Annotated in this window: 24 protein-coding genes; 6 read left to right on the forward strand and 18 right to left on the reverse strand. The window is 57.3% G+C overall.

Going from position 1 to position 26,708, the window contains the following annotated elements:
• Positions 1-193: 193 nt before the first annotated feature.
• Positions 194-613 carry a MerR family transcriptional regulator gene (locus tag ACR3FB_RS23450; RefSeq protein ID WP_170417953.1) on the reverse strand — a complete coding sequence of 140 codons (420 nt, stop codon included), beginning with the start codon at positions 611-613 and terminating at the stop codon, positions 194-196.
• A gap of 145 nt (positions 614-758) precedes the next feature.
• Between ACR3FB_RS23450 and ACR3FB_RS23455 the strand changes: the two genes are divergently transcribed.
• A complete protein-coding gene (locus ACR3FB_RS23455) occupies positions 759-1,082 on the forward strand; it encodes a hypothetical protein (protein ID WP_170418031.1) in 324 nt (107 codons plus the stop codon).
• A gap of 4 nt (positions 1,083-1,086) precedes the next feature.
• The gene (locus ACR3FB_RS23460; protein ID WP_237215937.1) at positions 1,087-1,305 is read left to right on the forward strand and encodes a GDCCVxC domain-containing (seleno)protein; all 219 of its coding nucleotides are present in this window, start codon (positions 1,087-1,089) and stop codon (positions 1,303-1,305) included.
• A 211-nt stretch (positions 1,306-1,516) separates the two neighbouring features.
• Here the strand turns inward: ACR3FB_RS23460 and ACR3FB_RS23465 are convergent, their stop codons facing one another.
• Both ACR3FB_RS23465 and ACR3FB_RS23470 read right to left on the reverse strand, forming a co-directional pair.
• Positions 1,517-1,993, reverse strand: a complete 477-nt coding sequence (locus ACR3FB_RS23465) for a DUF411 domain-containing protein (protein WP_170417950.1) — start codon at positions 1,991-1,993, stop codon at positions 1,517-1,519.
• A gap of 284 nt (positions 1,994-2,277) precedes the next feature.
• Complete coding sequence (locus ACR3FB_RS23470; protein ID WP_170417943.1) at positions 2,278-2,691, reverse strand: heavy metal-responsive transcriptional regulator; 414 nt, start codon at positions 2,689-2,691, stop codon at positions 2,278-2,280.
• Positions 2,692-2,780: 89 nt separating this feature from the next.
• On the opposite strand from ACR3FB_RS23470, the gene ACR3FB_RS23475 reads away from it, so the two are divergent.
• Entirely contained in the window at positions 2,781-3,809 is a 1,029-nt protein-coding gene (locus ACR3FB_RS23475; protein WP_170417940.1) for a lysylphosphatidylglycerol synthase domain-containing protein, read from the forward strand.
• Positions 3,796-5,046, forward strand: coding sequence for an MFS transporter (locus ACR3FB_RS23480; RefSeq protein WP_170417937.1), 1,251 nt, complete (start codon positions 3,796-3,798; stop codon positions 5,044-5,046). The genes ACR3FB_RS23475 and ACR3FB_RS23480 overlap by 14 nt, the downstream gene beginning before the upstream one ends.
• 292 nt (positions 5,047-5,338) lie before the next feature.
• Here ACR3FB_RS23480 and petA read toward each other — a convergent pair whose 3' ends face one another.
• From petA to ACR3FB_RS23525, 9 genes are all read right to left on the reverse strand, one after another.
• Complete coding sequence (petA, locus tag ACR3FB_RS23485; protein ID WP_050605700.1) at positions 5,339-5,887, reverse strand: ubiquinol-cytochrome c reductase iron-sulfur subunit; 549 nt, start codon at positions 5,885-5,887, stop codon at positions 5,339-5,341.
• Positions 5,888-6,212: 325 nt separating this feature from the next.
• Positions 6,213-6,491 (reverse strand): DUF2933 domain-containing protein, encoded by a 279-nt coding sequence (locus ACR3FB_RS23490; RefSeq protein WP_170417934.1) that lies wholly within the window; start codon positions 6,489-6,491, stop codon positions 6,213-6,215.
• Positions 6,488-7,822 (reverse strand): APC family permease, encoded by a 1,335-nt coding sequence (locus ACR3FB_RS23495; protein WP_255612171.1) that lies wholly within the window; start codon positions 7,820-7,822, stop codon positions 6,488-6,490. The genes ACR3FB_RS23490 and ACR3FB_RS23495 overlap by 4 nt, the downstream gene beginning before the upstream one ends.
• Positions 7,819-10,104, reverse strand: a complete 2,286-nt coding sequence (locus ACR3FB_RS23500; RefSeq protein ID WP_170418025.1) for a copper-transporting P-type ATPase — start codon at positions 10,102-10,104, stop codon at positions 7,819-7,821. Before ACR3FB_RS23500 ends, ACR3FB_RS23495 begins: the two co-directional genes overlap by 4 nt.
• Before the next feature lie 132 nt (positions 10,105-10,236).
• Positions 10,237-11,286, reverse strand: coding sequence for a YncE family protein (locus ACR3FB_RS23505; RefSeq protein WP_170417931.1), 1,050 nt, complete (start codon positions 11,284-11,286; stop codon positions 10,237-10,239).
• Positions 11,287-11,418: 132 nt separating this feature from the next.
• A complete protein-coding gene (locus ACR3FB_RS23510; RefSeq protein ID WP_152460765.1) occupies positions 11,419-11,778 on the reverse strand; it encodes a hypothetical protein in 360 nt (119 codons plus the stop codon).
• An 84-nt stretch (positions 11,779-11,862) separates the two neighbouring features.
• On the reverse strand, positions 11,863-12,231 hold the full coding sequence (locus ACR3FB_RS23515) for a hypothetical protein (protein ID WP_157054266.1): 369 nt from the start codon (positions 12,229-12,231) through the stop codon (positions 11,863-11,865).
• Positions 12,228-12,950, reverse strand: coding sequence for a TVP38/TMEM64 family protein (locus tag ACR3FB_RS23520; RefSeq protein ID WP_331252139.1), 723 nt, complete (start codon positions 12,948-12,950; stop codon positions 12,228-12,230). Before ACR3FB_RS23520 ends, ACR3FB_RS23515 begins: the two co-directional genes overlap by 4 nt.
• A 251-nt stretch (positions 12,951-13,201) precedes the next feature.
• Positions 13,202-13,717: an EF-hand domain-containing protein gene (locus ACR3FB_RS23525; RefSeq protein WP_170417928.1), complete on the reverse strand. Its 516-nt coding sequence runs from the start codon at positions 13,715-13,717 to the stop codon at positions 13,202-13,204.
• A gap of 172 nt (positions 13,718-13,889) precedes the next feature.
• Between ACR3FB_RS23525 and ACR3FB_RS23530 the strand changes: the two genes are divergently transcribed.
• Positions 13,890-14,615: a response regulator gene (locus tag ACR3FB_RS23530; RefSeq protein ID WP_170417925.1), complete on the forward strand. Its 726-nt coding sequence runs from the start codon at positions 13,890-13,892 to the stop codon at positions 14,613-14,615.
• Positions 14,612-16,009, forward strand: a complete 1,398-nt coding sequence (locus ACR3FB_RS23535) for an ATP-binding protein (RefSeq protein ID WP_050605707.1) — start codon at positions 14,612-14,614, stop codon at positions 16,007-16,009. The genes ACR3FB_RS23530 and ACR3FB_RS23535 overlap by 4 nt, the downstream gene beginning before the upstream one ends.
• A 73-nt stretch (positions 16,010-16,082) precedes the next feature.
• Here the strand turns inward: ACR3FB_RS23535 and ACR3FB_RS23540 are convergent, their stop codons facing one another.
• From ACR3FB_RS23540 to ACR3FB_RS23565, 6 genes are all read right to left on the reverse strand, one after another.
• Entirely contained in the window at positions 16,083-16,703 is a 621-nt protein-coding gene (locus ACR3FB_RS23540; protein ID WP_170417923.1) for a class I SAM-dependent methyltransferase, read from the reverse strand.
• Between the two features lie 565 nt (positions 16,704-17,268).
• Positions 17,269-17,610 carry a copper-binding protein gene (locus ACR3FB_RS23545; RefSeq protein ID WP_170417920.1) on the reverse strand — a complete coding sequence of 114 codons (342 nt, stop codon included), beginning with the start codon at positions 17,608-17,610 and terminating at the stop codon, positions 17,269-17,271.
• A gap of 29 nt (positions 17,611-17,639) precedes the next feature.
• The gene (locus tag ACR3FB_RS23550) at positions 17,640-20,819 is read right to left on the reverse strand and encodes an efflux RND transporter permease subunit (protein WP_170417917.1); all 3,180 of its coding nucleotides are present in this window, start codon (positions 20,817-20,819) and stop codon (positions 17,640-17,642) included.
• Positions 20,816-23,011, reverse strand: coding sequence for an efflux RND transporter periplasmic adaptor subunit (locus ACR3FB_RS23555; RefSeq protein WP_170417912.1), 2,196 nt, complete (start codon positions 23,009-23,011; stop codon positions 20,816-20,818). The genes ACR3FB_RS23550 and ACR3FB_RS23555 overlap by 4 nt, the downstream gene beginning before the upstream one ends.
• A gap of 617 nt (positions 23,012-23,628) precedes the next feature.
• Positions 23,629-24,015, reverse strand: a complete 387-nt coding sequence (cueR, locus tag ACR3FB_RS23560; protein ID WP_152460772.1) for a Cu(I)-responsive transcriptional regulator — start codon at positions 24,013-24,015, stop codon at positions 23,629-23,631.
• 15 nt (positions 24,016-24,030) lie between these two features.
• Positions 24,031-26,541 carry a heavy metal translocating P-type ATPase gene (locus tag ACR3FB_RS23565; protein ID WP_170417908.1) on the reverse strand — a complete coding sequence of 837 codons (2,511 nt, stop codon included), beginning with the start codon at positions 26,539-26,541 and terminating at the stop codon, positions 24,031-24,033.
• Between the last annotated feature and the right edge of the window lie 167 nt (positions 26,542-26,708).

Genomic DNA, 26,708 nt, shown 5'->3' on the forward strand with positions numbered 1-26,708 from the left:
GCTTCCGCAATCTGTAGCCGCAAAGCTCAAATGTCACCCATGAGCAATTCAGGAATGTCACTCTCGCCTGCGATGAGGACAGGCAGAGAGTTCGGGCATGGGGTGGGTAATGATGAGCGAGCCGGATTTGAGCCGCATTGTAGTCTTTCCGCAAACTGAGTTGGCCAGATTCGATCCTTTCCGGGCGTTGCAATTAGGTGTCGTTTATTTTTTCTTTGGCGATAGGCTCGTTGAGCAACGCCGTTAGCAGGGGGCATGAGGCCGTACCCTCGGTGCAGGTCTGCACAAGTTCTGCCAGTGCTTGCTCCAACCGTTGGAGGGCGGCGATTTTTGACCTGACGTTGTCGAGATGTCTTGTTGCGACGTCTTCGACGTCACGACAAGCTTGCTCGGGCGCTTTGGACAATTCGCGAAGTGCGCATGCACCCTGAATGGTAAAGCCAAGATCGCGGCAGCGTTTGATGAATCTGAGCTCGGAGATTTCCCGTTCCGTGTATGCGCGGCGTCCCGAGGCGGTTCGACCGGCTTTCTCGACTATGCCTTCCCGTTCGTAGTAGCGGATCGTCTCGACCGACAGACCGGTCAATCTCGCCGCTTCGCCAATCGCAATCATGTGATGACCTTTCCCTTGAACCTGTAGCTACTACAGGGTGCATGTTGTCGGTCATGATGTCGAATTTCACATACCGCGCGAAGCAAAAATCGAGGAAGTCGAACCGGCTTCCGCTCGAGTTCGTCAAAGCCGGAGAAAGCTGACCATGAGCAAGTTTGTTGGCGCAAGCTTTCTTGGATCGTTTACCGCACTTGGCGTTGCGACCTGCTGCATCTTGCCGATGGCCTTGATTTTGCTTGGCTTGGGAGGGAGCTGGCTGGCCGTATTCGGCAAGATCGCCGCCGCGAGTTATTACGTGCTCGGCGGTTCGACGGCCCTGCTGTTTCTCTCTGGCATCGTCGCGTATCGCCGTGGTTCGCTCGACCGCTTCAAATGGTGGCTGACAGGCAGTTTTGCGTTGACGGCCATCGCTTGGGTTATCGTGCTCAACGAAATCCGAATAAATGATTTCCTGATAACCTTGATGTGACGCCATGAGTGAAAAGCACCCGAACCTTGTCAGCACGATCATCTGCCCGGAATGTGGACATTCAAGGCCTGAAACGATGCCAACAGACGCGTGCCAGTGGTTCTACGAATGCACATCTTGCGGAAAAGTCCTGAAGCCACTTCCCGGCGATTGCTGCGTCTACTGTTCCTACGGATCGGCCCCATGCCCGCCAATTCAGGCGGGCGACAAATGCTGCGGTTGATACGGCGACCGGGATGTCGGTTTTGTCCGCAAAGCCGGTCATCAGGCTTTGCGGACGCAGGTATTTTTTCACCGTAGGCTGGAACTTGCCCGGTAGGACAAGGCAGGCGTGAAGTCACGGATCAACTGGTTTGCCGTGAAGAATGTCACGTAAACCAGGCAGCAGAAGCGAGCGCCGTGTTTGTCAGGATCTTGCCAGCGCCATCGGGAAATTATGCGGCCGGGTAGCTGGCGAACACCTCTGTGGTTCCATCCTTGCGGATCAGAAAGACGTCGAAGGCTTCGCGTTCACTTTCCGGCCCCATGCCCGGTGAGCCGAAAGGCATTCCCGGAACCGACAGTCCGACAGCATTCGGGCGTTCGCCCAGCAGGCGCCGAATGTCAGCGGATGGGACGTGTCCTTCGATCATGTAGCCCTCCACGCGACCCGTGTGGCATGACATCATGCCCTCCGGAATCCCATTGGCGGTTTTGTAAGCGTTCAAGGCCTCCCAAGCACTGTTTTCCACGCCTACTTCAAAACCTTCCGCCCGCATGATTTTGATCCACGATCCGCAGCACCCACAATTCGGATCCTTCAGGACATGGATTGAGGGACCGGTTTTCGCGAAGGCGGGAAGCGCCGCGCTGCACGCAATTGCCGCGGCTCCTTGCATCAAGCGGCGGCGGCTCAGGTTATTCATTGTCATGTTCCCTCTTGGGTAAACTTGTCTTAAACCGATATAAAATCGCACCGGTAGGATAAAAGCTGGACCGCATTTACAGGGCCGACTTGTCCGTCACCCTCCGACACTCATCAGATATGGCTTTCTGGGCGACGCAGGGATTTCTCACAATGATCTGGCGCAAACTCTGCTCGGAAGCGGAACCCTCGCTCTCCTTTTTTCGCTGCACCTGCCGTTCTGGGTCCTGCTTGGCAATAACCCGGTTCGCAAGCAACGCCGCTACCCTCCGTTCAAGGCCGGAATTGCGCCTATTTCTCACTGCTGCGTTCTATGGCGCCCACGATCGAACAGTTCTGAATTCCACCACGCCCCGGACACGCCGCGATCAGCTCGTCCAGATTGTTCCTCAACCGTGCAAGCCCTTCGATCCGTTCCTGAATTTCGTCCCGCTTTTTGCGCGCTCTGGCCTGCATCGCGACGCACTCGGTATTTGGTGCCGTGCGCAACTCCAAAATTTCCGCGATTTCTGCCAGCGAAAATCCGAGCTTCTTAGCGCCGGATATGAATTTCAGCCGCCAAAGCGTGTCACCACCATAGTCCCGCGCGCCGCCGTCAATTGGGCGCGGCGGCTGAGTGACAAGGCCCTTCTTTTCATAAAATCTGATCGTCTCGACGCCTATCCCGGTCTCGCGCGCGGCCTGGCCGATCTTGAGTGGTTGCATCGCGGTCTCCCTCCGTCACCGTCATCTTGACACCGTATCATGATACGGAGGTTAAAACATTGAGGTCTTGGTAGTTGCGAGGATGTCAAATGCGGACCTTCCTGAAACGGTGGCTGCTGCCGATATTCGGCTCCGCCCTGGCGCTCTATCTGGTGTTTGCGCTCTACGGCAGCCTCGATTTTGCGCTGTTTCTGCAGGGCCTGCGCGGAGCCAACATGTTCTGGATCGCGATTCTTGCCGCCACCATCCTGCTGGAGCAGCTGATGAGCGGCTGGAAGTGGCGGCAGATCCTGTTCGACGTGAAACCCGTCGGCACCCTGCGGCTGACGGGGGCGCTACTGGCAGGTTATGGCGCAAATGTCCTTGTCCCGCTCGGCATCAGCCCGCTGGTCCGGGCCTGGCTGGTTGCCCGGCTCGACCGCTTGAAGATGGCGACCGTGCTTGCAACCGCGATCATCGCCCGGTTCCTCGACGGCGTCGTTTTCGCCCTTTTTGCCGGAGCGGTGGCCGCCGCCGGCCAGATTCCACAGATCGAGGGTGACCTGCGGCTGGGATTGAGCGTTGCGGGCCTGTTGAACCTGATGCTTTTCGGCAGCCTGCTTTGGGTTCTGTTCCGGTTCCGCGCGTCACTTCTGAGCGAGGACCCTCTGGTCTGCCGACTCTTCGACTGGGCTGCCGCCCGCATCGGGGCCGATGGCGCGTATCTGCGCACCGCGCTCGGTGAAGGGATCGTCTGGCCACAGGCACGGGCCCGCCGCGTCGCCGCCATTGCCGCAGCCATTGCGGGTAAGCTGGTGGCGACAACCCATTTCCTGTGGGCCGGGCTGGCGGTTGGCGTGGTGCTGAGCGCGTGGGATTACCTGTTCCTGATGGTGTTTGCCGGGTTCGCCATGGTTCTGGGTCGTTTCGTGCGCATCCCGGCGAGCTTTGTCTTTGGGGCGGGGTTCGCGCTCAAGGTGCTTGGCGTTCCGGACGAAACCGCCCTTCTGATGATCCTGTTCAACTATGTGCTGACGATCCTTCTGGTGGTCGGGATCGGCCTGACGGTGTTGTGGCAGAGCGGCATCGACATCCGCCGCGCCCGGGCGGAGGCAGAGGCGGCGAATGGCAAGGCGTAATCCCGAAGACACGAGATTTTGGCGCATCGCCGGTGCTGGTGCGGTGTTTCAGGGCGGGTCGGCGGCGGTGGACAGCGCGACGGTGGTGGCCAGTCTGGTGCATATGCTGACCGGTAGCGCGCTGGCCGTGGGCTATGCCAGCACGGTCCTGCGTCTTGGTTGGCTGCTGCCCCAGTTCGCGGTGGGCTACCTCGCCGAGCGCACCGATCGGCGGATGCCGTTCTACGCCCTTGGTGCCTATGGGCGGGCGATCACGGTCGCGATGATCGGTATTCTTCTGTGGTGGGGGGCCGACTGGCCTCAGGTCGATTGGCCTCCGGTTCCGCTGGCGCTCGGGATGCTGGGATTGTGGACGGTCTATGCCTTTGTCAGCGGCGTGGTCGCGGTGCCCTACAACGACATCGTCGGCCGGGCGATCCCGTCCGAGCGCCGCAGCCGGATGTTGGCCTGGCGCTTTTTCGGCGGCGGTGTTCTGGCGGTTCTGGTGGCGGGCTTTCTGCGACACGCGCTCGACGTGATGCCGCCGCTCAGGGCCTATGCGCTGATCTTCTGGCTCGGCGCGGTGCTGATGATCGTCTCTGCGACGCTTTTTGTCTCCGCGGGTGAGCCCGCTACCGCTGCAAGGGCGCCACGGGACCGTCCTGCCAATCTGTCTGGATTTCTGCGCGAAGGTTTCTCGACGCTGCGGCAGGACCACCGGTTCCGGCTGTTCCTGATCTTCCAATGGCTTGGTGCAGCGACGCTGATGGCGTTGCCGTTCTATGTCGTTGCCGCCAGCCGCAGCGGCCTCGGGGCGGCGGATGTCGGAACGCTGTTGGCGGCGCAGACTGTCGGCGCGCTGGCCTCGAATCCGCTCTGGGGCCACATCGGAGACCAGGCGGGCAAATTGCGCCTGCTGGGGATAGTGGCACTGGTGCGTCTCGGACCTCCGGTGCTGGTTTTGCTGCTTGTGGTCACGGGTTCGGGGCTGACCGGTTTCGCGGTGCTGTTCTTCCTGATCGGCGCGATGATGAACGGGGTGACCATCGGCTATCTCGGCTATTTGCTGGAGATCTCGCCCGACGACCGCCGCCCGGCCTATTCCGCGTGGTTCAACAGCTTTGCGGCCCCGGCGGCGCTGGCGCCGCTTGTGGGCGGTGTGGTGGTCAGCATGATCGCCATCGAAGCCGTGTTCATCGCTGCGATCCTGGCCGCGCTGGGACAGGTCGCGATCGCCGCGCGGCTGACACGGGGTTGAAATAGCACCTTGTTCAGGACCAAAGCGTTTCCTCTCAACCCGCAATTCAGATGCGATCCTGTCAAAAGGCAAGATGGCATGTCTAAACATGGGCGAAGCAGAAAACGTTGAGCGCAGCGATTAGAATTGTTCCGTTCAGAACATGACGGCGAGGTCTCTTCTCGAAAACTCCAGAAAGCGGGGTACATGTCGAATTCCGCCACATAGCATCGCGGCGCTGATCGAGGGATATTCGAGGACTGACAAACGAACTTGGTGAGGCACGCGCCTCTGAACAAAGTTCACCGCGCCGTCACCCAATTTTGACCCGTGTGTCGGTGACGAACTCGTAAGGGGGCAGATCGAGGTTGCGGGGCGCGGGGCCTTTCCGAATTCTGCCAGACGTGTCGTAATGTGAACCGTGACACGGACAGAACCAACCGTCCCAGTCTCCGGTGGGTTCGCTGCCGCCCTGCCCGAGTGGTATGCATCCCAGATGGGTGCAAACGCCAATAACTACCAGCCATTCCGGTCGCTGTACGCGCTCGGCGTCAGGTTGCGGGTCGATCATTGGTGCATCGTCTTCTGCTATCGCCAGCGCGATCCGCTCTTTAGTCCGGTGGTCGATAAAGATCGGCTTGCCTTTCCATTTAACAGTGATCCTCGTTCCTGGTCCGACACCTTCAAGATCTATGTCGACAACGGCTTGGGCGGAGATGTCTGCACTGGGGTTCATGCTGTTAACAAGTGGCCAGACCGCCGCGCCCGTGGCCACGATGGCGGCACCGCCGGTGACGAAGTATAAGAAATCGCGCCGAGTTTCAGGCTCTGAAGGTGCCTGTCTTTCAGAAAATTCAGACATATTGTTCCTCCTGTGCGTCAGGACGGGTTCATCGAATGATAGGACTCGGACGAGGTGGATCAGTCGCCTTGGTCCTCTTCTTCACCGCGATGCCCCATTCCCTATTCATCAGAGTGATCTTCGTCGGTGTCACCGTGCAATGCCTTTACAGTTAGTGCACCGGCCGTCAGGTGCAGTTCAGTTGCTGCTCTCCGAATTGGATTTGCTAACATGGCAATTTCCCTTCCTTATTGGGTTACAAATTTGTTCTGATCAGTTGGCCGTTGCTGCTCCTTGTTGCGCAGTGTTCTTGCCGCAAAGCCGCCAGCCATACAGGGCGCCGTTCTCAGTGTTTGCCGTGGCCGCGATGCATTAAGAAATGCATGCCCACGCAGACCAGCAAGAACAGCAACGGAGAACTGAGCAAAGGATAGAGTGTCTCGCGGTATTCCCAGCCCAGAACAGCGGCGCCCAACGCGATCGCAATGACAACCGGGAGCCAATTACGCTTGGCACCGTTGGCCGTCTGATCTTCGGTTTTGGGCGCTTCGGCCGTTACGTCAGAGCTGACCCTTTCGGTCGTCTCCTGTGTGGCGCGGGTTTCGTCGAAATTTGATTGGGTCATAGCTGATTTGTCTCCTTTTCGATGATCCATTGTTTGAGAAAGATGCGCTCATAGACGAAGACCAAGCCGATGCCAGCAACGGCATATACTACGATCATCGGGTCGGAGCGCAGCTTGAGTATTGTGAACGCGGTCAGGACTACGCAGTCCAGCGCCAGGGCGGTCAGCAAGACCCATCCACGGGCTTTGATCTGACCGCGCAAGCGTCGCCAGACACCCCAATGCACCGCCATGTCCATCACCAGGTAAAAGAACGCCCCCAACGAGGCGATGCGAGACAGGTCGAACAACACCGCAAGCAGGCCCGCAATCACGACCGTGTAGATCAGCGTGTGAGACTGGATGCTGCCCGTCATGCCGAAATGGCTGTGCGGGATCATCTTCATGTCGGTCAGCATCGCCAGCATCCGGGACACAGCGAAAACGCTGGCGATCAGCCCCGAGGCCGTCGCCACCATCGCCAGCGCCACGGTCAGATAGAACCCGCCCTGCCCCAGCACCGGCCTGGCAGCCTCGGCCAGGGCATAGTCCTGCGCCGCGCGGATTTGCTCGGGCGGCAGGCTGACACCGACGGCAAGGGCGACCAGCAGGTAGACCACCGCGCAGATCGCGATCGAGATCATGATGGTGCGCCCGACATTGCGGTGCGGGTCGACGATCTCGGCCCCGCTGTTGGTGATGGTGGTAAAGCCCTTGAAGGCGAGGATCGACAGGGCTACCGAGGCGACGAACCCCAGCGGCGCGGCCGGTTCCGAGCCCTGAACCTGCCAGGTTCCGCCCGCAGCCCAAAGTGCGGCGATGCCGAATATTGCGATCCCGCCTATCTTGAGCGCCGACATGATGATCGACCACAACCCCACCGACCGGTTGCCCGACCGGTTCACCGCATAGGCAAAGACGATCAGCGCAACAGCGACCAAAGACACCAGCGGTCCGCTCTCGATGTTGAACGGGCGGAGCGCATAGGTCGCGAAAGTACGCGCGACGAGGCTTTCGTTGATCACCATCGACAGTGCCATCAGCAGCGAGGCCGCCGCCGCAACCGCCCCGGGCCCATATGCCTTGGTCAGGATCATGGCGATGCCGCCTGATGAGGGCCAGGCGTTGGACATGGCGATATAGGTATAGGCGCTGAAAACCGTCACCACGGCCCCGACCACGAAGGACAGCGGAAACCATGGCCCCGCCAGCCCGGCGATCTGTCCGGTAAGTGCAAAGATCCCAGCGCCAATCATCACGCCGGTCCCCATGGCGACGGCTCCGGTCAGCGAGATTGATCCGGGCTTCAGCGCGCCACTGGCGCCGTGGGTACTATGCTCGTGCGTGCTCAAATCTTCGCCCCCCGCAATCGCAGCGCATTCAACACCACTGAAATCGATGAAGCACTCATAGCGAAGGCCGCAAACATCGGGCTGATCAGGATGCCGAAAAGCGGGAACAGAAGACCCGCCGCCACCGGAACGCCCGAGGCGTTGTAGATCAGGGCAAAGAATAGGTTTTGCCGGATATTGCGCATGGTAGCGCGGGCCAGCCTACGGGCGCGCACGATGCCATCAAGGCTTCCGTTGACCAGCGTGAAGCCTGCACTTTCGATCGCCACGTCGGCACCGGTCCCCATGGCGATGCCCACATCGGACTGCGCTAACGCGGGTGCGTCGTTCACTCCGTCACCCGCCATGGCGACCTTTGCGCCTTTCTCCTGCAGTTCGCGAATTATGCGGGCCTTGTCCTCGGGCAGTACGTCGGCTCGAATCTCATCGATACCCAGACGTTCGGCCACCGCCTTTGCAGTGCGTTCGTTGTCGCCAGTCGCCATGATGATCCGGAAACCCAGTTCGTGCAGCGCCTTGAGTGCGGCTGGTGTTGTTTCCTTGACCGGGTCGGCGACGCAGACCAACCCCGCCACTGAACCATCAAGCATCACGAACATCACCGTTTCGCCGTCATCCCGACGCGCATTGGCCTTGGCCGTCAGTTCGGCCGCCTCGAGTCCGAGATCGGTGACCAGTTTCAGATTGCCGAGCGCGACGGGGCGGCCATCCACCGTGCCTTTCACGCCTTTACCAGTCACCGCCTCGAAGTCACTGGCGTCGGACAGGGCTACGCCACGTTCCTCGGCTCCTGTGACGATTGCCTCAGCTAACGGGTGCTCCGAGCCCTTCTCCAGCGTTGCGGCCAGCCGCAGCACCTCGACCTCGTCATGGCCAGGTTCGGGTAATACAGCCACAAGCTTTGGCTTGCCCATGGTCAGCGTGCCAGTTTTGTCGACGATCAAAGTATCGATCTTCTCGAACCGCTCCAGCGCTTCGGCATTTTTGATCAGCACTCCGGCCTGCGCCCCGCGCCCCGTGGCCGTCATGATCGACATCGGAGTGGCCAGGCCAAGCGCGCACGGGCAAGCTATGATCAGTACCGACACCGCTGCGATCAAGGCGTAGGAGAGCGCCGGAGCCGGTCCCCAAATTGCCCATGCAATAAAGGCCAGCGCAGCTATACTTATGACCGCCGGTACAAACCAGCCCGCCACTTTGTCAGCGTATTTCTGAATTGGTGCGCGCGAGCGTTGCGCGTTGGCCACCATTTCGACAATCTGGGACAGCATTGTGTCAGAGCCCACTCGGGTTGCTTCGATCACAAGGCTACCGGTGCCGTTGATTGTGGCCCCTGTGACCGGCTCGCCTTGTACCTTTTCGACCGGAACCGGTTCGCCAGAGATCATGCTTTCGTCAACAGATGAGCGCCCTTCGAGTACAATGCCGTCTACTGGCACCTTGTCGCCGGGGCGTACGCGAAGGCGGTCACCTACCTGTACTTCTTCAAGCGGAATTTCCTCTTCACTGCTGTCAGGGCGGATAATGCGGGCGGTCTTTGCGGCCATGTCCAGCAAAGCGCGGATTGCCTTTCCTGTGCCTTCGCGTGCCCGCAGTTCCATCACCTGCCCGAGCAGAACAAGTGTAACGATAACTGCGGCCGCTTCGAAATAGACCCCAACATGGCCTTCTGAATCTCGAAAACCGTCCGGAAATATGTGGGGCATCAATACGGCGACAACGCTGAACAGCCACGCGGCCGAAACCCCCATGGCAATCAACGAGAACATGTTCAGGTTCATGGTGCGAAACGAATTCCACCCTCGTTCCAGAAATGGCCAACCGCACCAAAGAACAACCGGAGTGCCAAGTATCAGTTCAATCCATAGGGTTGTTCGCTCACCAAAAATCTCTCGCACACCAGACAGCCCAACGTAGGGGCCCATCGTGAAAACCAAAAGTGGAAGCGTCAGAATCGCACCTACCCATAGGCGCCGGGTGAAATCCACCAGTTCCGGGTTCGGCCCCTCGTCCACCATCGCCGCGCTTTCCAGCTCCAACCCCATGCCGCAGAGTGGACAGGACCCGGGATGGGTTTGCCGCACCTGCGGATGCATCGGGCAGGTATATACGGGTCCGTCATAGCCTGTCGGAACGATGTCATATTCACCGTTCTCGTCCGTCGCGCCATGATGCGCGGAATGGTGGTGATGCGCATGCGCATCCACCTCGCCCTCGGGCACAAGGTGCATCCCGCATTTGGGACAGTCGCCGGGCCCAGATTGACGCACGTCAGAATGCATGGGGCAGACGTAAGCGACCTCGGTCGGGCCGTTCGCGTGGATTCTGATGTCGTGGTCTTCTGTCATGTTCTGCTCCCTGGTTTAAGCTTTGGTCGTAGAGCCGTTTAATTACGCAATGCCGGGCACAGTCCTTCAGGGCAGAACAACCATCTGGTGGCCCTCACCCAGTATCGGCATTTCGGTAATAGCCGTCAGGCTGACTTGATCGACGATCCAGACCTTCGGTTCGGTTCGGCTTGATACCATCACTTTGCCTGAGTTCGGTATGGTCGTCAGGTGATAAGGTGCCGGTGACAGGTTGGTCGAGCGCTGTTTGCCCGTAGCAAGATCAATCGACAACAACCGGTCGGTGCCTTTGGCGGCCACGAACAGTACGCCCTCGCGGTCGGACAGGCCGATCCCGTGCAACTCGCCTCCAATGTCATAGGTTTCGGTGACAGAACCGCTGGCAAGATCTACGCGGAAGGCCTTGCCACCATCACTGTCGGCTACGAAGGCGGCGCTGCCGGTGGCGTTAAGTACAAGATGCTCAGGGCCTTCGCCGACGGGCATGTTGCGTACGACGAAGCCTTTGACGACATCCACTTCGCTAAGTGTACCATTGCCGGTATTGGTGACATAGACCCTGTCGCCGTCAGGCGCGAATACCGCATAGTTGGGCATTGGCCCGGTTGCTACGAAACCAAGGAAGCTGAGCTTATCGAGATCGACGATCGAAATACCGTCACCGCCCGGATGGGTCGCCACCGCGAACCGCCCGTCGGGCGACACCGCAGTGTGATGCACCGCACCTGGAACCTCGATCTGGCGGACGACCTCGCGTGTTTCCGCATCAAGGATCGTCAGCAGGCTCCGCCCCTTGTCTTTGGGCAACGCAGTGACATCGCGCTTGGCGTGGTGCGCAGCGTGTTCATCCTTGGACATACCTTCGGGTTTTGGTGGCGTTGTGGCCTCGGTTTCTGCGTAGCTGCCCGCGACCAGGTACTTAAAGCCGGGCGCGCCGGCCAGCCCATGGACCGCCACGAGCCTCGGCAGCCGCTCGACGGTCTTGCCGGTTTCGGAGTCGATCACCAGAACCGAGTCCGCGCTGCCTTCGGGAATGAACACGGTTGCCGCCAGCGTGAGCGAAGGCGCAGTCAAAGCTGCGACGGACAGGCCTGCGGCCAGATTGAACAGGGTCATTTAGGTTTCCTTTCGTCAACTGAAACGCGCGCATTGGCGGGCACGTGCAGAAAAATCCGGTAGATGACGGCCATCAGGAAGGGCGTCAAAAGCAGGGTCAGAGCGATGGCCTTCATGGCTTTGTCCTTTCAATCAGTTGAGTTTTGTGCGAGCCGCAAAGACATTGAACAGTCCGCCGAACAGCAACGCGGCGTACCAGCCGTAGAGAAACGCCCATAACAGTCCCAACAGGAATGAGGGCAGGCTGAGCCAAGTCATTCCGGGCATCAGGCCGATCCAAGCCCGGTACATGGCAAAACTTGGAAAGATCAGGTCAAAGGCCACGCACAGCAGGTAGGTTGCGGCCAGAAACAGGCTGAGCGCCCAGCCAAGGGTTGTCACCGGAACACCGGGATGATGTTCTTGTGTCCCCATCACACAGGGGCCACAGGTCAGGCGCAACAGTGCGAATAGCACCACGCCCGTGACGAAAAAGTACAGAATGGTAAGCATGGTAAGTGTCCTGAACTGAGTTGGGCCGCAATCAACGGCTTGGGCAAGACCCCGGAGCGATTCCGGAGCCATTGCCGGTCACGTTCAGGACAGGTTTGGCGGATGTGGTAGTGGTGCGACCGGCAGGCTTGCGCGTGGCCGGAACCGTTCTGGCGCCACGGGCGTAGCAATACGCATCGAGAGCAATTCAGGTGCCGCCATAACTGCCATCGCATAGCAGCCCGGGTGCACTGAGCAGTCTAATTCTTCTGATGGATGAGACGCGGGATACCCACCGCTGTCATCGATCACAAGCTCGGCCTGGGTGGCGGCCTTCGCGATGTCATGCCCGGCATGGGACGGCACAACAGAGATCAGCATCGAAACCACCAACGCACAGATCAACAGGACCTGCAGCCGGCCCATGGCTCGGGCCGTCCGTGTCGCAGTTGATATCCATTGTGCGCGGATCACTTAGGGTTTCCTCCATTCTCCAACAGTTTAGGGCCGCTTGGACCGGTCGCATTGATCTGGCTCAATTCGTGGTCTGAAGAGCCAACAGGCATCTTGCGTTTCCAAGCCAACCAGATAAGTGGCGCCCCCGTCAACAGCCCAAGCCCGATAACCGCAAGGCTGGTGCCGCCTGTCGCGGTTTCGGTAATCTGGCTGCCCAGATGGGCCAGAACGAAACTGGCCGGCAGGAGTCCAGCCAAGGTGGCCAGTGCGAACCGCCAAAATTGAAGTCGGGTCAGACCGGCGGCATAGCTGACCATGTCGAAAGAAACGAAAGGCATCAGGCGGCTGGTGAACACGGTCAACATCAGGGCATTCTGCGATCCAAGCAACCCCAAGTCCAGCTTGTCGCCGAACCACTGGCGCAGCGCGTCGCGCCCCAACCAACGGGCTATCAGGAACGCCAGCAGCGCCCCCAACTCCGCTCCGATAGCAACCAATGCGGTTCCCAGCCCATGCCCATATGCCACCCCGGCAGCGACAGCGATCGGAGCGCTGGGGATTGGGCTGGCAACCACTGCGGCTGTCATGAAGCCGATGATGACAACGGGTCCGAACGGGCCGGCCCAATCCACCCACGCAGTAATGACTTCGCGCGATAGTCCTGCGTCCAACGCGCCAGACAGCCACAACCAGATGGTGGCGATCAGCAACGCGATCAAAACCGCGATGAAAACCAAACGGCTATTGCTGTGCAGGCCCTCCAGCTTTCGTTCCTCCTATGACATAGCCCTCCACCCCTAAACGGGAGTGACGGATTCCGAGGTCACTTAGCGATGTATTTGATCAGCGCTACGATCGCCAGAACGATCAACACTGCGATCAGCAACATCCAGATCATTCCAAACCCCATTCCAGCGCCATAGCCCATCATCGCTTTGTTCCTCAGTGGTTTGTGCCGAGTGCGATGACCCGGCTACACGGTTGCGTTTCAGTTGTTGGTTTCAGAAGCCTTTGTCACAGGTTTCGAGGCCTTCATGCCGTGTTTCGGCGACATCGTCTTTGCGCCTTTCTCGATTTCCCCTGTGGTCACAACGCCATCGCCATTGGCATCAAGATGCTGAAATCGGTCCACCATGGTTTCGCGGATCATCCCGGAATGCAGCGCTTCGAACTCATCAATCGACAGGTTGCCATCTCCATTGACGTCATGCGCCTGCATCCGGGCCTTCAGACCTTCGGCGATCTCAGATTCGCTCGGGCGACCGTCCTCGTCCATGTCCAGAACCGCCAGCCAGTTGCCGCCCATCATCTGGCCATGCATTTTCACCATCATTTGCATCATGCCTGCGTGATCGCCCATCATGCCGCCGGGCGCACCCTGCATCATGCCGCCCTCATGGCCCTGCATCTGCGCGCTGCTGCCATGCTGACCGGCGGCAAGCGCGGGCAGCGCCATCAAAGTCGCGGCAATGGCTCCAGCGGCCAGCGTGAAGGTACGTTTCATGACTTTCACCTCTCGGGTTTTTGTTTCTACACAAAGCATATGGCCGCCCTCGGTCGCGCCACCACCCCCCTGCTCAACCCGGTTTGTATCGTTGTGTCGCAGCCCGCCCAACTGATACAAAGGGATACAAAAAAGCCGGGATTTGTACCGCGCCGGGGCTTATGATTGCGCCATGACTGAAGCACCACATATCTTGATTGTCGACGACCACCGCGAAATCCGTGATGCTGTCAGCCGCTATCTGGAAAAGAATGGGTTGCGCGCCAGTACCGCGCGCGACGCAACCGAGATGGACGCACGACTGGCGGCCGGTCGGATTGATCTTATCGTACTCGACATCATGATGCCGGGCGAAAACGGATTGTCGGTCTGTCGCCGCCTGTCCGCGGCCGGTGGCCCGCCGATCCTGATGCTGACAGCCCTCAGCGATGACACCGACCGTATCGTGGGTTTAGAGATCGGCGCCGATGACTACCTGCCCAAACCATTCAACCCACGTGAATTGCTGGCCCGGATCAAGGCGATCCTGCGGCGTTCCGAAACCACCGTCCCCCCGGCTGGCGATCTGAGCGGCAAACGGATCGCCTTTGGAAGCTGGGTTCTGGATGCCGACAGTCGCACCTTGATATCCGCCGAAGGGGCCGAAGAAAGTCTGACCACCGCCGATGTCCGGCTGCTGGCCGTATTCCTGCAGCGGCCCCGCAAACTCCTGTCGCGAGACGAACTGCTGGATTTGACCGCCGGCCGCAGCCCGCACTTGTTCGACCGTACGATCGACAACCAGGTCAGCCGCTTGCGTCGCAAGATCGAAGCTGACCCAACGCGGCCGAAGCTCATCACCACGATAAGAGGTGGCGGTTATTGCCTGTCGACCGACGTGAGCGAGCTTACGGGATGAAAGCCTTTGCCCAAAGTCTGCGCGGTCAGCTTATCCTTTTGATCATCGCCGCGCTGGCTGCCGCGCAACTGGTCAGCCTGTGGCTGTTCGTCGACGAACGCTCAATGGCAGTGCACATGGCCCTTGGCCTGGAAACCGCCGGACGCGCCGCAAACATCGCGCGGCTGATTGAAGAAGCTCCACCCGAGATGCACGACGCGATCCTGCGGGCGGCAAGTTCTCCACTGGTGCGTTTCAGCCTTACAGATACGCCCGCAGTCGATCACACCGGACATAGCGCTGGTGGGACGGTCGAAAACACAATCCGCAGAATTCTGCCAGGCTATGAAAACCGTCCCATCCGGGTAGAGTTGCATGAGTTCTCTCCCGATATGCTGCCGGTTGAAGGTGTTCCGTCTACAATGGCTGAAATGCACATGGCAATGATGCGTGATCACGTTTCCGCAATTGAAATGCAGCTGTCGATCGCTCTGACGACCGATCAATGGCTCAACGTGGATACCCGGTTCCATAACCCTCCTCTGCAATGGCCTTTGCAGTCCTTCGTCAGCTTCGGTTTCACTGCAACTTTAATTCTTGGAGCAGCCATTTGGTTTCTACTGACACGGCTGACCGGCCCGTTGCGCCGCCTGTCACTGGCTGCAGACCAGTTTGGTCGCGGTGAAGACGTCCAGGAACTGACGGTTTCTGGTCCGACCGAGGTGCGAGATTTGACGCAGGCGTTCAACCATATGCGTGATAGGCTGACTCGCTATGTTGCCGATCGGACCAGACTATTGGGGGCGCTGGGTCACGATTTGCGGTCGCCACTGACGGGATTGCGGGTTCGCGCCGAACTGGTGGAGGAAGAGGAGACCCGTGACCATCTGATCGAGACCATCGAGGAAATGCAGGAGATGGTGGACTCCACCCTGTCATTTGCCAAGGGCGTGGCCACGCGCGAACCTTCCAGTACCGTCCCAATTGGTGAATTCGTAACCAAAACGACCGAAGACATTGTGCAAGCCGGTGACACGGTTGAAGTATCGGTCGCAGACAATCCGGCCGTCACGCTTCGGCCGATGCTGATGAAGCGAGCTCTGCGCAATATCATTGAAAACGCCTGCCGGTATGGTGCCCGGGCCAACGTCTCAGTCATGCAAGAGGGGAATGAGGCAAAAATATTGATCCAGGATCAGGGGCCCGGCATCCCCGAGCATATGCTCGATGCGGTATTCGACCCATTCGTGCGGCTTGAAACATCCCGCTCGCGAGAGACTGGCGGAACCGGCTTGGGGCTGTCGATCGCACGTACGATCATCCAGTCGCACGGTGGCACGATAGAATTGCTAAACGGGGAAACTGGCGGCTTGTGCGCTAAGGTGGTTCTGCCAGTTTTTGAGGGCCAAACGTAACTTGTGAACACAATCGGCATGCCCCGAAAGCTTATTGGAAGCGTACCGCTTTGGGCCAGTTTCAGGTGTGGGCTCAAACGCAGCGGCGGAGAACACTGAACTGGAAAGACTGACTTTCCCCCCAAGAGGTTTGGTGCAGGTGATGGCGATGCGCGACGAGTTCAAAGTGTTCCTCAAAAAGCACGGCGATATCGCTCGGACTATAGCGGGCGACAGGGAGACCACTGCAAGTCTCCGGCCCATCAAGTGCAAACGTAGCAATGATCACATGGCCGCCAATTTTTACCCCTTTCTTCACGCTTTCCAGATAGGCCGCGCGTTGCGATGTATCCACGAGAAAGTGAAAAACCGCCCTATCATGCCAGACGTCATATCTGCGATCGGGGACCCAAGAAGTTATATCTGCAGAAATCCAAGTGACTGTTTCAGCGGCGCGCCCCAACCTTTCCCGGGCCGTGTCCAACGCGACCTGCGATAGATCGAGAACTGTCACGTCATGGAGCCCCTTCGCAAGCAACGCTCCAGCAAGACGAGATGTACCTCCACCAATGTCGATGACGGATGAAGGCTTAGACACTCTGATCAACTCGATGAGTTCAAGCGATATCTCTGGATCATCCTCGTGCCAACTCAATTGGGTGTCAAACTTCTCGCCATAGACATCGTCCCAGTGCTCTCTTGTGTTAGCTGTCATGTCGTATCGTTTTCCCAAGTCGTCGCCCTGGAGATATCCTCATTTTGACCGCTCCGCGCTGCGTTTTCGACTGAAGCAAAAACCAACAAGGCAACGCCCCAGACAATTCGACGCTGGTCCGTTGAATGGCCGCGTGAAGTCATCTCGGCGACAATGTAGTACACACATTCCAATTGTGAAATGTTTTAGGTGGGATTTGCTTGTCGGTCAGATTTCCACTGGGCTGCGCAAGTAGCTCCAGAATTTTGCGCAGTTTAACTGCAGTGGCGCGGGCCGGAGATACCGAAGCGTTGGCAGTTTGTGTACTGCTTGCCTGGATTGCTCTGTTCAATCAGTATAGCCGGAAGATTTTCTGAGCTTTGGAGCTTCAATCAGTCAACGAATTGCTTAAAGCGCCTTTAACCGACAATGGACTGATAACTTATGAGCAGAGCCACAGATCGTTGAAATACGATTTGGTTCTTGAGTGGCTCCTACTCCATTTCTCTTAGTTCATAGAATTTCCTACAGTCGTTGAAACGGCGAACAATCACATCATTGGTGAATAGCTGCCGCATCAACAGACTCAGTTTTTCATGATCGCGCCGATCGCATACATACCATCATCGCTTTTGACCAACATCAGTGTGACTTCGTCACCTGCGCTGATCTCACCCATCATCTGGGCATTCTCAAGAAGCTGCAAATCCATCGTCATCGCGGGCCACCCGATCTCGGGGATCGGATCATGGCTGACGTTAGCGGTTTCGTCGCCAATTGAGTTCACCAAAGCCTTTGCGTGGACCGCACCTTCCATCTGTTCGGAAGACATGGGCATGTTGGAATGGTCCATGCCGTGGTTCGTTTGCGCGATGCCGGATGTTGTAGACACGGCCAATAGGGCCAAAATTGCAGTCAAAGTTTTCATCAGATGCTCCTGTTTCAAGGTTGTGGGTATTATTCTGCCGGAAGCGCAGGGGGCACTTCCTGGATCGTGTGGGAGATCTCTCGGTTCACGCGATTGAGCGCGAGCCGTTTCCAAATCACGAATATTGCGGGAATGACAAAAAGCGTAAGAAGGGTCGCTGTCACCATGCCCCCAATCATCGGCGCAGCGATCCGCTGCATGATTTCAGAGCCTGTACCGGTGCCGTACATGATGGGTATCAGTGCTGCAAAGATCGTGGCTACAGTCATTACCTTCGGCCGAACCCGAAGAACGGCTCCTTCGAACACCGCGTCTTCGATATCGTCACGTGTCAGCTTTCGCTGTTCCGATTGCGCCAGCCCTCGACGTTTCTCCCAAGCAAGATTGAGGTACAACAACATGACAATCGCTGTTTCCACGGCAACTCCCGCCAGCGCGATGAAGCCCACGAGCACAGCAATTGAGATATCGAAGTTAAGATACCATAAGAACCAAACCCCACCTGCCAATGCGACCGGGAGCGCCGCAAGAATTATCCCGACCTCAATCACCCGATTGAACGCCAAGAAAAGCATGAGCGTGATAATTAGCAGGGTTGCAGGAGCAACGATCGTCAACCTGTCCTGCATTCTCTCTATGTACTCATACTGCCCTGACCAAGTCAGCGAGTAACCTGGAGGCAGGTCGACCTTTTCTGTAACCACCTCTTGTGCTTCGGCCACATAGCCGCCCAGGTCGCGCCCCGCGATGTCGATGAACACGAACCCAGTTCGTCGAGCGTTCTCTGATCGTATCATTCCCGGCCCGTCAACTATTCGAATATCGGCGAGAGCGGACAGTGGCACATGAGCACCCGACGGCGTGACGACAGGAAGATTTTCGAGCCGTTCCGGGCTGTCTCGCCATGCCTGAGGGTACCGAAGGTTTATAGGAAACCTCTCCAGCCCCTCCACAGATTCCGACACTTGCATACCGCCAATTGCGGTCTGCACTACGTCCTGAACTTCTCGAACACTCATCATGTATCGGGAGGCGGCATCTCGTTTGACGTCGATTTCGATGAAACGCCCGCCAACAGGTCGCTCTGCGTAGGCGGAAGCCGTTCCATCAATATCAGCGACCGCACGCTCTACTTCGATCCCTATATCTGTAATGACCTCCAAGTCGGTGCCGGATATTTTGACACCGACAGGAGTACGGATACCTGTCGCAAGCATATCGATGCGGTTCTTGATAGGTTGGATCCAAACATTTGTAACGCCCGGAACCTGAACGATACGATCGAGCTCATTCCGGATTTTCTCCATTGTCATGCCGGGGCGCCATTCTTCTTCCGGCTTGAGTTGGATTGTGGTCTCCACCATCGTTAGAGGTGCTGGATCGGTTGCAGTCTCCGCACGCCCAACTTTACCGTGAACAGTTTCGACTTCTGGCACGGTCGCGATCAGGCGGTTGGTCTGCTGCAGTACCTCACGGGCTTTTCCCGTCGAGATCCCGGGGTAGAAGCTCGGCATGTAGAGAAAATCACCTTCGTTCAACTCGGGCATGAATTCAGAGCCAATTCTCTGGTACGGGTACCACATGGACGTCACCAGAACGCCGGCCAACAGTGTTGTTGCCCATGGCCAGGCAATTGCCGCGTCCAGAAATGGGCGGTACACGAACACAACCAAGCGATTTAGCGGATTTTTTCGCTCCGGTAGAATACGCCCCCTTACAAAGTAACCCATCAAGACCGGAACCAGCGTTATCGAAAGGATGGCGGCTGCAGCCATGGCGTAGGTTTTGGTATAAGCGAGTGGCGAGAAGAGCCTACCTTCCTGATTTTCCAGAACGAAAACAGGCAAAAAACTAACCGTGATAATCGCCAGAGAATAAAAAAGGGCTGGTCCCACCTCAGAAGCGCACTCTTGCACAATCCGCCATCGGTTCTCTGCTGTGAGCTTTTCTTTTTCCAACCGCCTGTGCATCGCCTCGATCATCACAATCGATGCGTCGACCATCGCACCAATAGCGATGGCTATGCCGCCGAGCGACATGATGTTTGCGTTTACTCCTTGCGCCTTCATCAGAATAAATGCGGCAAAGATTCCCAGAGGGAGCGACAGAAGAATTACGAGGGATGACCGCAGATGAAGTAGAAAAGCCGCGCACACAAGAACAACGACAATGAATTCCTGCGTCAGTTTCTTCTGGAGGTTATCGATAGCACGCTCGATCACACCAGATCGGTCGTAGGTCGTTATGATTTCGACCCCCTCCGGCAGGTTTGAGCGCAACTCTTCGATGCGCGCCTCCACCGCTTTGATCGTTGCCAACGCATTCCCACCCCATCGCAGAATGACTACTCCACCAACCGCGTCTCCTTGCCCGTCGAGTTCTCCGACACCGCGCCGCATTTCCGGCCCCAGACGGATTTCAGCGACGTCTCCAAGCGTCAGAGCGGCGCCACGGTCGTTGACCATCAACGGCGCGCTTGCAAGGTCTGACAATTCGTCAATGTAGCCCGAGGACCTGACCATGAATTCGGCTTCCCCCATCTCAATGACGCTGCCGCCCGTCTCGCGGTTGGCCGCCTGAATAGCCGTCCTCAATTGTGCAAGTGTTATGTCATAGGCACGTAGTTTGTTTGGGTCGACGACGACCTGGTACTGTTTGACCATTCCGCCGATGGTGGCGACTTCTGAGACGCCTTCCACGGCTTGTAATTCGTATTTCAGAAACCAATCCTGCAGAGTCCTGAGCTGAGCCAGATCATGATTTCCGGTTCTGTCAACCAGCGCATACTGATAAATCCACCCGACCCCAGTCGCATCAGGGCCAAGTTGTGGTGACACGCCCTCAGGTAAGCTGCCGGTAATCTGGCCCAAGTATTCGAGCACACGCGACCGAGCCCAGTAGAGGTCCGTCCCGTCCTCAAAGACAACATATACAAAGCTGTCTCCAAAGAACGAGAACCCGCGAACGTCTTTTGCACCGGGTACGGCCAATAGGGCTGTCGCAAGTGGATATGTGATTTGGTTTTCGACAACTTGAGGCGCTTGCCCGGGATATGGCGTGCGAACAATTACCTGGACATCCGACAGATCCGGGATTGCATCAACCGGCGTCTCACGAATGGCCCAAATACCCGCAACTCCTATCATGAATGCGAGGGCCAAGATGACGAACCTGTTGGCGAGCGAAGAACGAATGATGGCCGTGATCACTGCGTAACACTCCCATCAAGCGCGACCTCTAACAGCGTCATCGAAAAGTCGGGATTGCGGCGAAGGATCAAAGAAACATCAATCCCTACAGGCAAGTTAGAAACCTCAATCCCCTCCGCAACCGGGAAATCCATGGTCATGCCCGGCATGCCGATCTCAGTCATCGGACCGTGTGTTACGTTCGCGGTACGCGCGTTCGGGTCGATACTGTTAATCCGGCCAGAAACCTGAAGTGGCGGTGCAATAGGCGTTGCCGCAGCCAACACCATTGTCATGCCATCTGCACGCGCGAAAGTCAGAGTCATTTCAGAACCGACTTCGAGCATGCTTGTGTCCAATGTAGGTTCTAATGGGAAATCCATGGTCATTCCGGGCATGCCAATCTCAGTCATCGGCCCGTGAGTGATGGTTGCCGTTCCCGCCTCAGCATTAACGAGGTTGATCGTGCCGGTGACTACAATCGGTGGAGCAGAAGGCGTGTCGGTTTCTTCGGGTTCAACGGAATCCGTCGGCGGCGAGCCCTCTTCGCGAATTGCCACAATCGAGAACATCCCCCCTTCTCCCTCAGCCAGATCAAACTCAATTGGCATGTCGATTGGCACGGTAGTGAGATCTACTCCTACAACAGGCAAATCCATTGTCATGGCGGCCCAACCGAGCTCGGGGATCGGTCCGTGCTCAAGCGTCAATTTGCCGTCTGAAGTGACGGCGCGCGCGATTCCGGCACCAGTTCCGGCAATACCATCGTCTGGTGCAAGCTCCATCAGGCTCAGAAGCCCATCCGCACCCCGTGCGATCACGAAAGCGACTGCGTCGCCTGCACTCAAGCTGTCGAGCGAAACACCAGACCTCACCGGAAACTGCGAAGTCATTGCGGGCCAATCGAGGCTTTCGAGAACATCGTGACGAACAGTTGCCATACGATTTTGGGCATCGAGTGAAACCAGGGTGCCTGCCCCGCGTGCTGGTTCGGTATCCGTTGGTGCCATTCGGGTGAAACCGGCGCTCAAAGCACTTTCACTGTCGATTAGAAACTGTGCGGATGCGACAACTTCCTCACCAGGTTCAAGCCCTTGCAGAACTTCTGTTCGACCCCCCTCGCCGAAACTGTCTCGAAGACCTGTAGTCACCAGTCTCGGGCGAAAAGTACCATCGCCTGTTTTTAAGATGACGCGTTCCGCCGAACCGGTACGAATTAACGCCTCTGATGGAACAGTGAGAACATTTCGGCTTTCATCCGGTATAAGGCTAACACTGCCAAACATGCCCGGCCGCAGCACGCCGTCGGTGTTATCGAAACTAAGCCTTACGGGAAGAGTTCGGGTTTGCGGATCAAGCTCAGGGTAAACATAGTCGATGTCGCCTTCGAAGGTGCGACCGGGTAGGTGCTCGAACCTTGCTATCGCGCGCATATCTTCCGACAAACGTGCAATATCTCGTTCAAATACATCAACGATCAGCCATACTTCAGAAAGATCGGTTACCGAAAAAGCAAGCGTGCCTGGCTGCAGGTACATGCCATCGGCGGCATTCAGAGCTATGACGACACCGTTTTGAGGTGCCTCAATTTCCACATTTCGAACCAACTCACCGCCCGCCTCAATCTCAGCAACCTGACGAGCGGACATACCGTGGCTGATCAACTTATTGCGCGCCGCGTCCAAAATCCGCGGGTCACCAGCTTCGACTGCGCGTACAAGATCGCCGGTCGCAGCTGCGATCAGTGGTGAAAAGAGTTCAAATAAAACTTGCCCCTTCTCAACGCGATCACCGACCGCTCGAACTTTCAGTTGCTCAATCCAACCTTCAACACGCGTATGAACGTGATTGGTCAGGTGTTCGTCAAAGCCGACGAAACCCACCGTTTCGATGCGAGGTTCGATATCAGTCATGCGTGCAACCGCAGTTCGCACACCAATTGCGTTGATTTCCGCAGCGCTCAGGGTGACTTCTTCAGGGTCGCCGGTAGGTTCCTGCCCAGAATAAACCGGGATCAAGTCCATACCCATCGGCGATTTTCCAGGTCCAGGCTGCCGAAAATTCGGATCCATCGGTGCTACCCAATAAAGGACCTCTGGTTCGTTCGACTGGCCCTGATCAATTGGATTCAGGTACAGTCTTTCAAGAAAGACACCTCCACCCAGGCCAATCGCCAAGGCAAGTACTGATAGTGCCGCATATCTTCCACGCATAATAATCTCCTGACGGTCGCAGTGCATGCTCGAACCGAAACAACATGAAAACCCGCGCTGACGGGCCTGTGGATGTTAGGAGATTTGTGGAGGACGATCGGGCGTCAGAGGCGCTTGAGAGTTGTGGATGTCGGAATCCATGTTACGGTTTTTCTGGCCAAAAGCTTCAGCCAAAACCGCAAGTCCTACGTGGGTCGGATATTCGCCAACACAACAGATACCGGAATGACATTCTCCGCTGTGATTTACGTGGCTATCCGTGTGGATTTGGCCAGTCGTCGGATGCAAACCGCTATGGTCGTGTTTGAAGTCTGATGACTTTGCAGCCATTGAAACGCCGTGAGGCTCAGAGGTGCTACTGTTTTTGACGTCACTGCTCGCGACCACAACAGTGCCGACGAAGGTCATCGCCAAGCAGACGCATGTCAGAAACGTCATTCGCAACACTGAGAAAAACTTCCACTTCATCCCGTGCAGTTAGGACGAACGTAACGAGTGTTCAAGCCAGTCGGAGGAAAAAACAGGTGAGTTGGTGCGCTGTATCGAAATGAAGCGGATTCCCGCGAATACACGTAACAAACTGCCAAAATAGGAGGCAGTTCATACGATGAGCGCATCTAAGTTTGGCCGAGGTTCTTCAGGATCGGGCAGTCGGGACGGTGGTCTCCGGCACATTCATCGATTAAATGAGACAGTGTAGCATGCATGGCCTTCAGGTCCGCGATCTTGGCATCTATTTCTTTTAGGTTCTGTTTGGCGATATCCTTCACGTCCGCGCTTGCGCGTTCTTTGTCCTCGTACAACGCCAGTAGTGAACGGCAATCCTCAATGGTAAAGCCCAATGAGCGGGCCCGCCCGATGAAGGCCAGTTTGTGCAGTTCCTTTTCGTCGAAATGTCGATACCCGTTCAGACTGCGCCTGGGTTTGATGAATCCGATATCCTCGTAATAACGGATGGTTTTGGCAGGCAGACCCGAACGTTCTGCTACATCTCCGATATTCACAGCGGTTCTCCTATTCTATTCAGCAGGCGCTGATCGCAGCGCCTGCTCTTCATTCTGCGAGATCTGTTCTCGCCCAACTTTGATCGGCTTAACCCAGCGCAACCGCAGCGCGTTGGTCAGGACAAATACACTGGACAGCGCCATGGCACCTGCAGCCAAAACCGGCGACAGCAACGGGCCGCCAAACGGATAGAGCACCCCCGCTGCAACCGGTATGAGCAGCGTGTTGTAGCTGAAAGCCCAGAACAGGTTTTGGCGGATGTTACGCATGGTGCGCTGACTAATATCGAAGGCGTTGACCACGCCTGTCAGGTCGCCTGACATCAGAACGACGTCAGCCGCCTCGATGGCGATGTCAGTGCCTGTCCCGATCGCAATTCCTACGTCAGCCGCCGCCAGAGCGGGGGCATCATTGATGCCATCACCCACAAAGGCCAGTTTTCCGCCATTTGAGCGCAGATCTTGCAACGCGGATACTTTACCCTCTGGCAGAACCTCGGCCACGACATGATCGATGCCAAGCTGCGCCGCGATGGATTTGGCTGTAGCGGTATTGTCGCCGGTAATCATCGCTACTTTCAGCCCCAGTCCGTGCAAAGCTTCAATTGCGTCTGGCGTGGTGGTCTTGATTGGGTCCGCCACGGCGATGACGGCTGCGATAACTCCGTCTACGGAGGCATAAAGTGGAGTCTTTCCGTTGATTGCGAGTTCAGCGCCCCGATCAGACAACGCGCCCATTTCAACCCCTTCGCGACTCATCAGGCGGTCGGCCCCGATCAGGATTGTATGGCCTTCGACTGAGGCGCTTACCCCGTAACCGGTGATCGACGTGAAGTCTTCTGGCTTCGAAAGCTCCAGACCACGGGTTTCAGCCGCGCGCACGATGGCCGTGGCGATCGGATGTTCGGATGTGACCTCAACGGCAGCAACAAGGCGCAGAACCTCATCCTCGGCCAATCCTTCGGCCACAATCAGGTCGGTCAGCTCCGGACGCCCTTCGGTCAAGGTCCCCGTCTTGTCCACCGCAACAACGGTGGTTTCCTGCAGCATTTGCAAGGCGTCGCCCTTTCGAAACAGGACACCCATCTCGGCCGCGCGGCCGGTGCCGACCATGATTGAGGTGGGTGTGGCCAACCCCATGGCGCAGGGGCAAGCAATGATCAGTACCGCAACCCCGGCTACCAACGCCAAGCTGAGCGCAGGATCGGGTCCGAACAACATCCAAACCAGCACAGTCATTACGGCCACAGCGATCACTACCGGCACGAACCACAGCGTGATGCGGTCAACCAAGCCTTGAATCGGAAGCTTGGCACCCTGTGCTTGTTCGACCATTTGAATGATCTGGGCCAACATAGTGTCTGCGCCGATCTTTTCAGCCCGGTACGTCAATGCGCCCGCGCCATTAACTGTTCCGCCGACCACAGTTGCGCCCTCGGTCTTTTCGGCAGGAACCGGCTCGCCGGTGATCATGCTTTCATCGACATATGACGCGCCGGTCACTACGGCACCATCCACCGCGATTTTTTCGCCCGGTCGAACGTGCACAATATCCCCTACAACGATCTGCTCGATCGGTAGCTCGACAACCGATCCGTCGCGCTCAACGCGCGCTGTTTTTGCCTGCAGACCGACCAGTTTTCGGATCGCTTCACCAGTTCGCCCCTTGGCGCGCGCCTCGAGGAACCTCCCCAGCAATATGAGAACCACGATCACCGCTGCGGCCTCGTAGTAGACGTTTGCGGTTCCGGCGGGAAGAACACCCGGCGCAAAGGTGGAAACAAGCGAGAACCCATAAGCCGCCGAAGTGCCCAGAGCCACCAGAGAATTCATGTCCGGCGCGCCTTTGAACAAGGAAGGGAATCCCTTAGTATAGAACTGCAAACCTGGCCCAAAAAGAACGATCGTGGTTAGAAGGAATTGCAGGTAATAGCTGTTCTGGATGCCGATCGTGCTCGCTATCAGGTGGTGCATGCCCGGAATAACATGCGAGCCCATTTCAAGGATAAAGACCGGCAAAGCGAGCAAGGCGGCAAAGCTTGTTCGCCGGGCCAATTGGCGAATCTCTTTGGCTTTGCGGTCTTGTGGTTCGGTCTGCGTCGCGGATCGCAGGCTCGCCGGATAGCCAGCAGATGCCGCAAGCGCCGCGATGGCTTCGGGTGTTGTGACTCCCTCAGCATAACGTACAGTTGCACTTTCGGTGGCCAGATTGACCGACGCGGACAAGACGCCATCATCTGCTTGCAATGCCCGTTCAACGCGCCCCACGCACGATGCGCAGGACATGTTCTGAATATCCAGCGTTACCTCTTCCGTCCGTGCCAGATATCCGGCGCTGTTTAACGCATCAGCAATGGCCGCTTTATCGGCTGGATCGCGGAAATCGACCTGAACGCTTTCGCTGGCGAGATTAACCGAAGCGGCATCTACCCCTGGCACATCTTTCAACGCGCGCTCAACCCGCCCTACGCAGGACGCACAGCTCATACCCTGAACTTGAAACCTTGCATGTGAAATTTCAGTCATATTGTCACCACCAATGTTCTGCTGACGGGAAACATAAGGGTTCCAGCAAGTGGAAGGTCAAGGGATGGGGCTGACTTTCTTTGCCACTAATTTTGACGATCCAATAATCACGACTTGACCTTCCTGTGCTGGAATACTTTAGCCGGGACGACGGAACACAGGAGCAA

The organism is Ruegeria sp. AO1, from assembly GCF_056535985.1.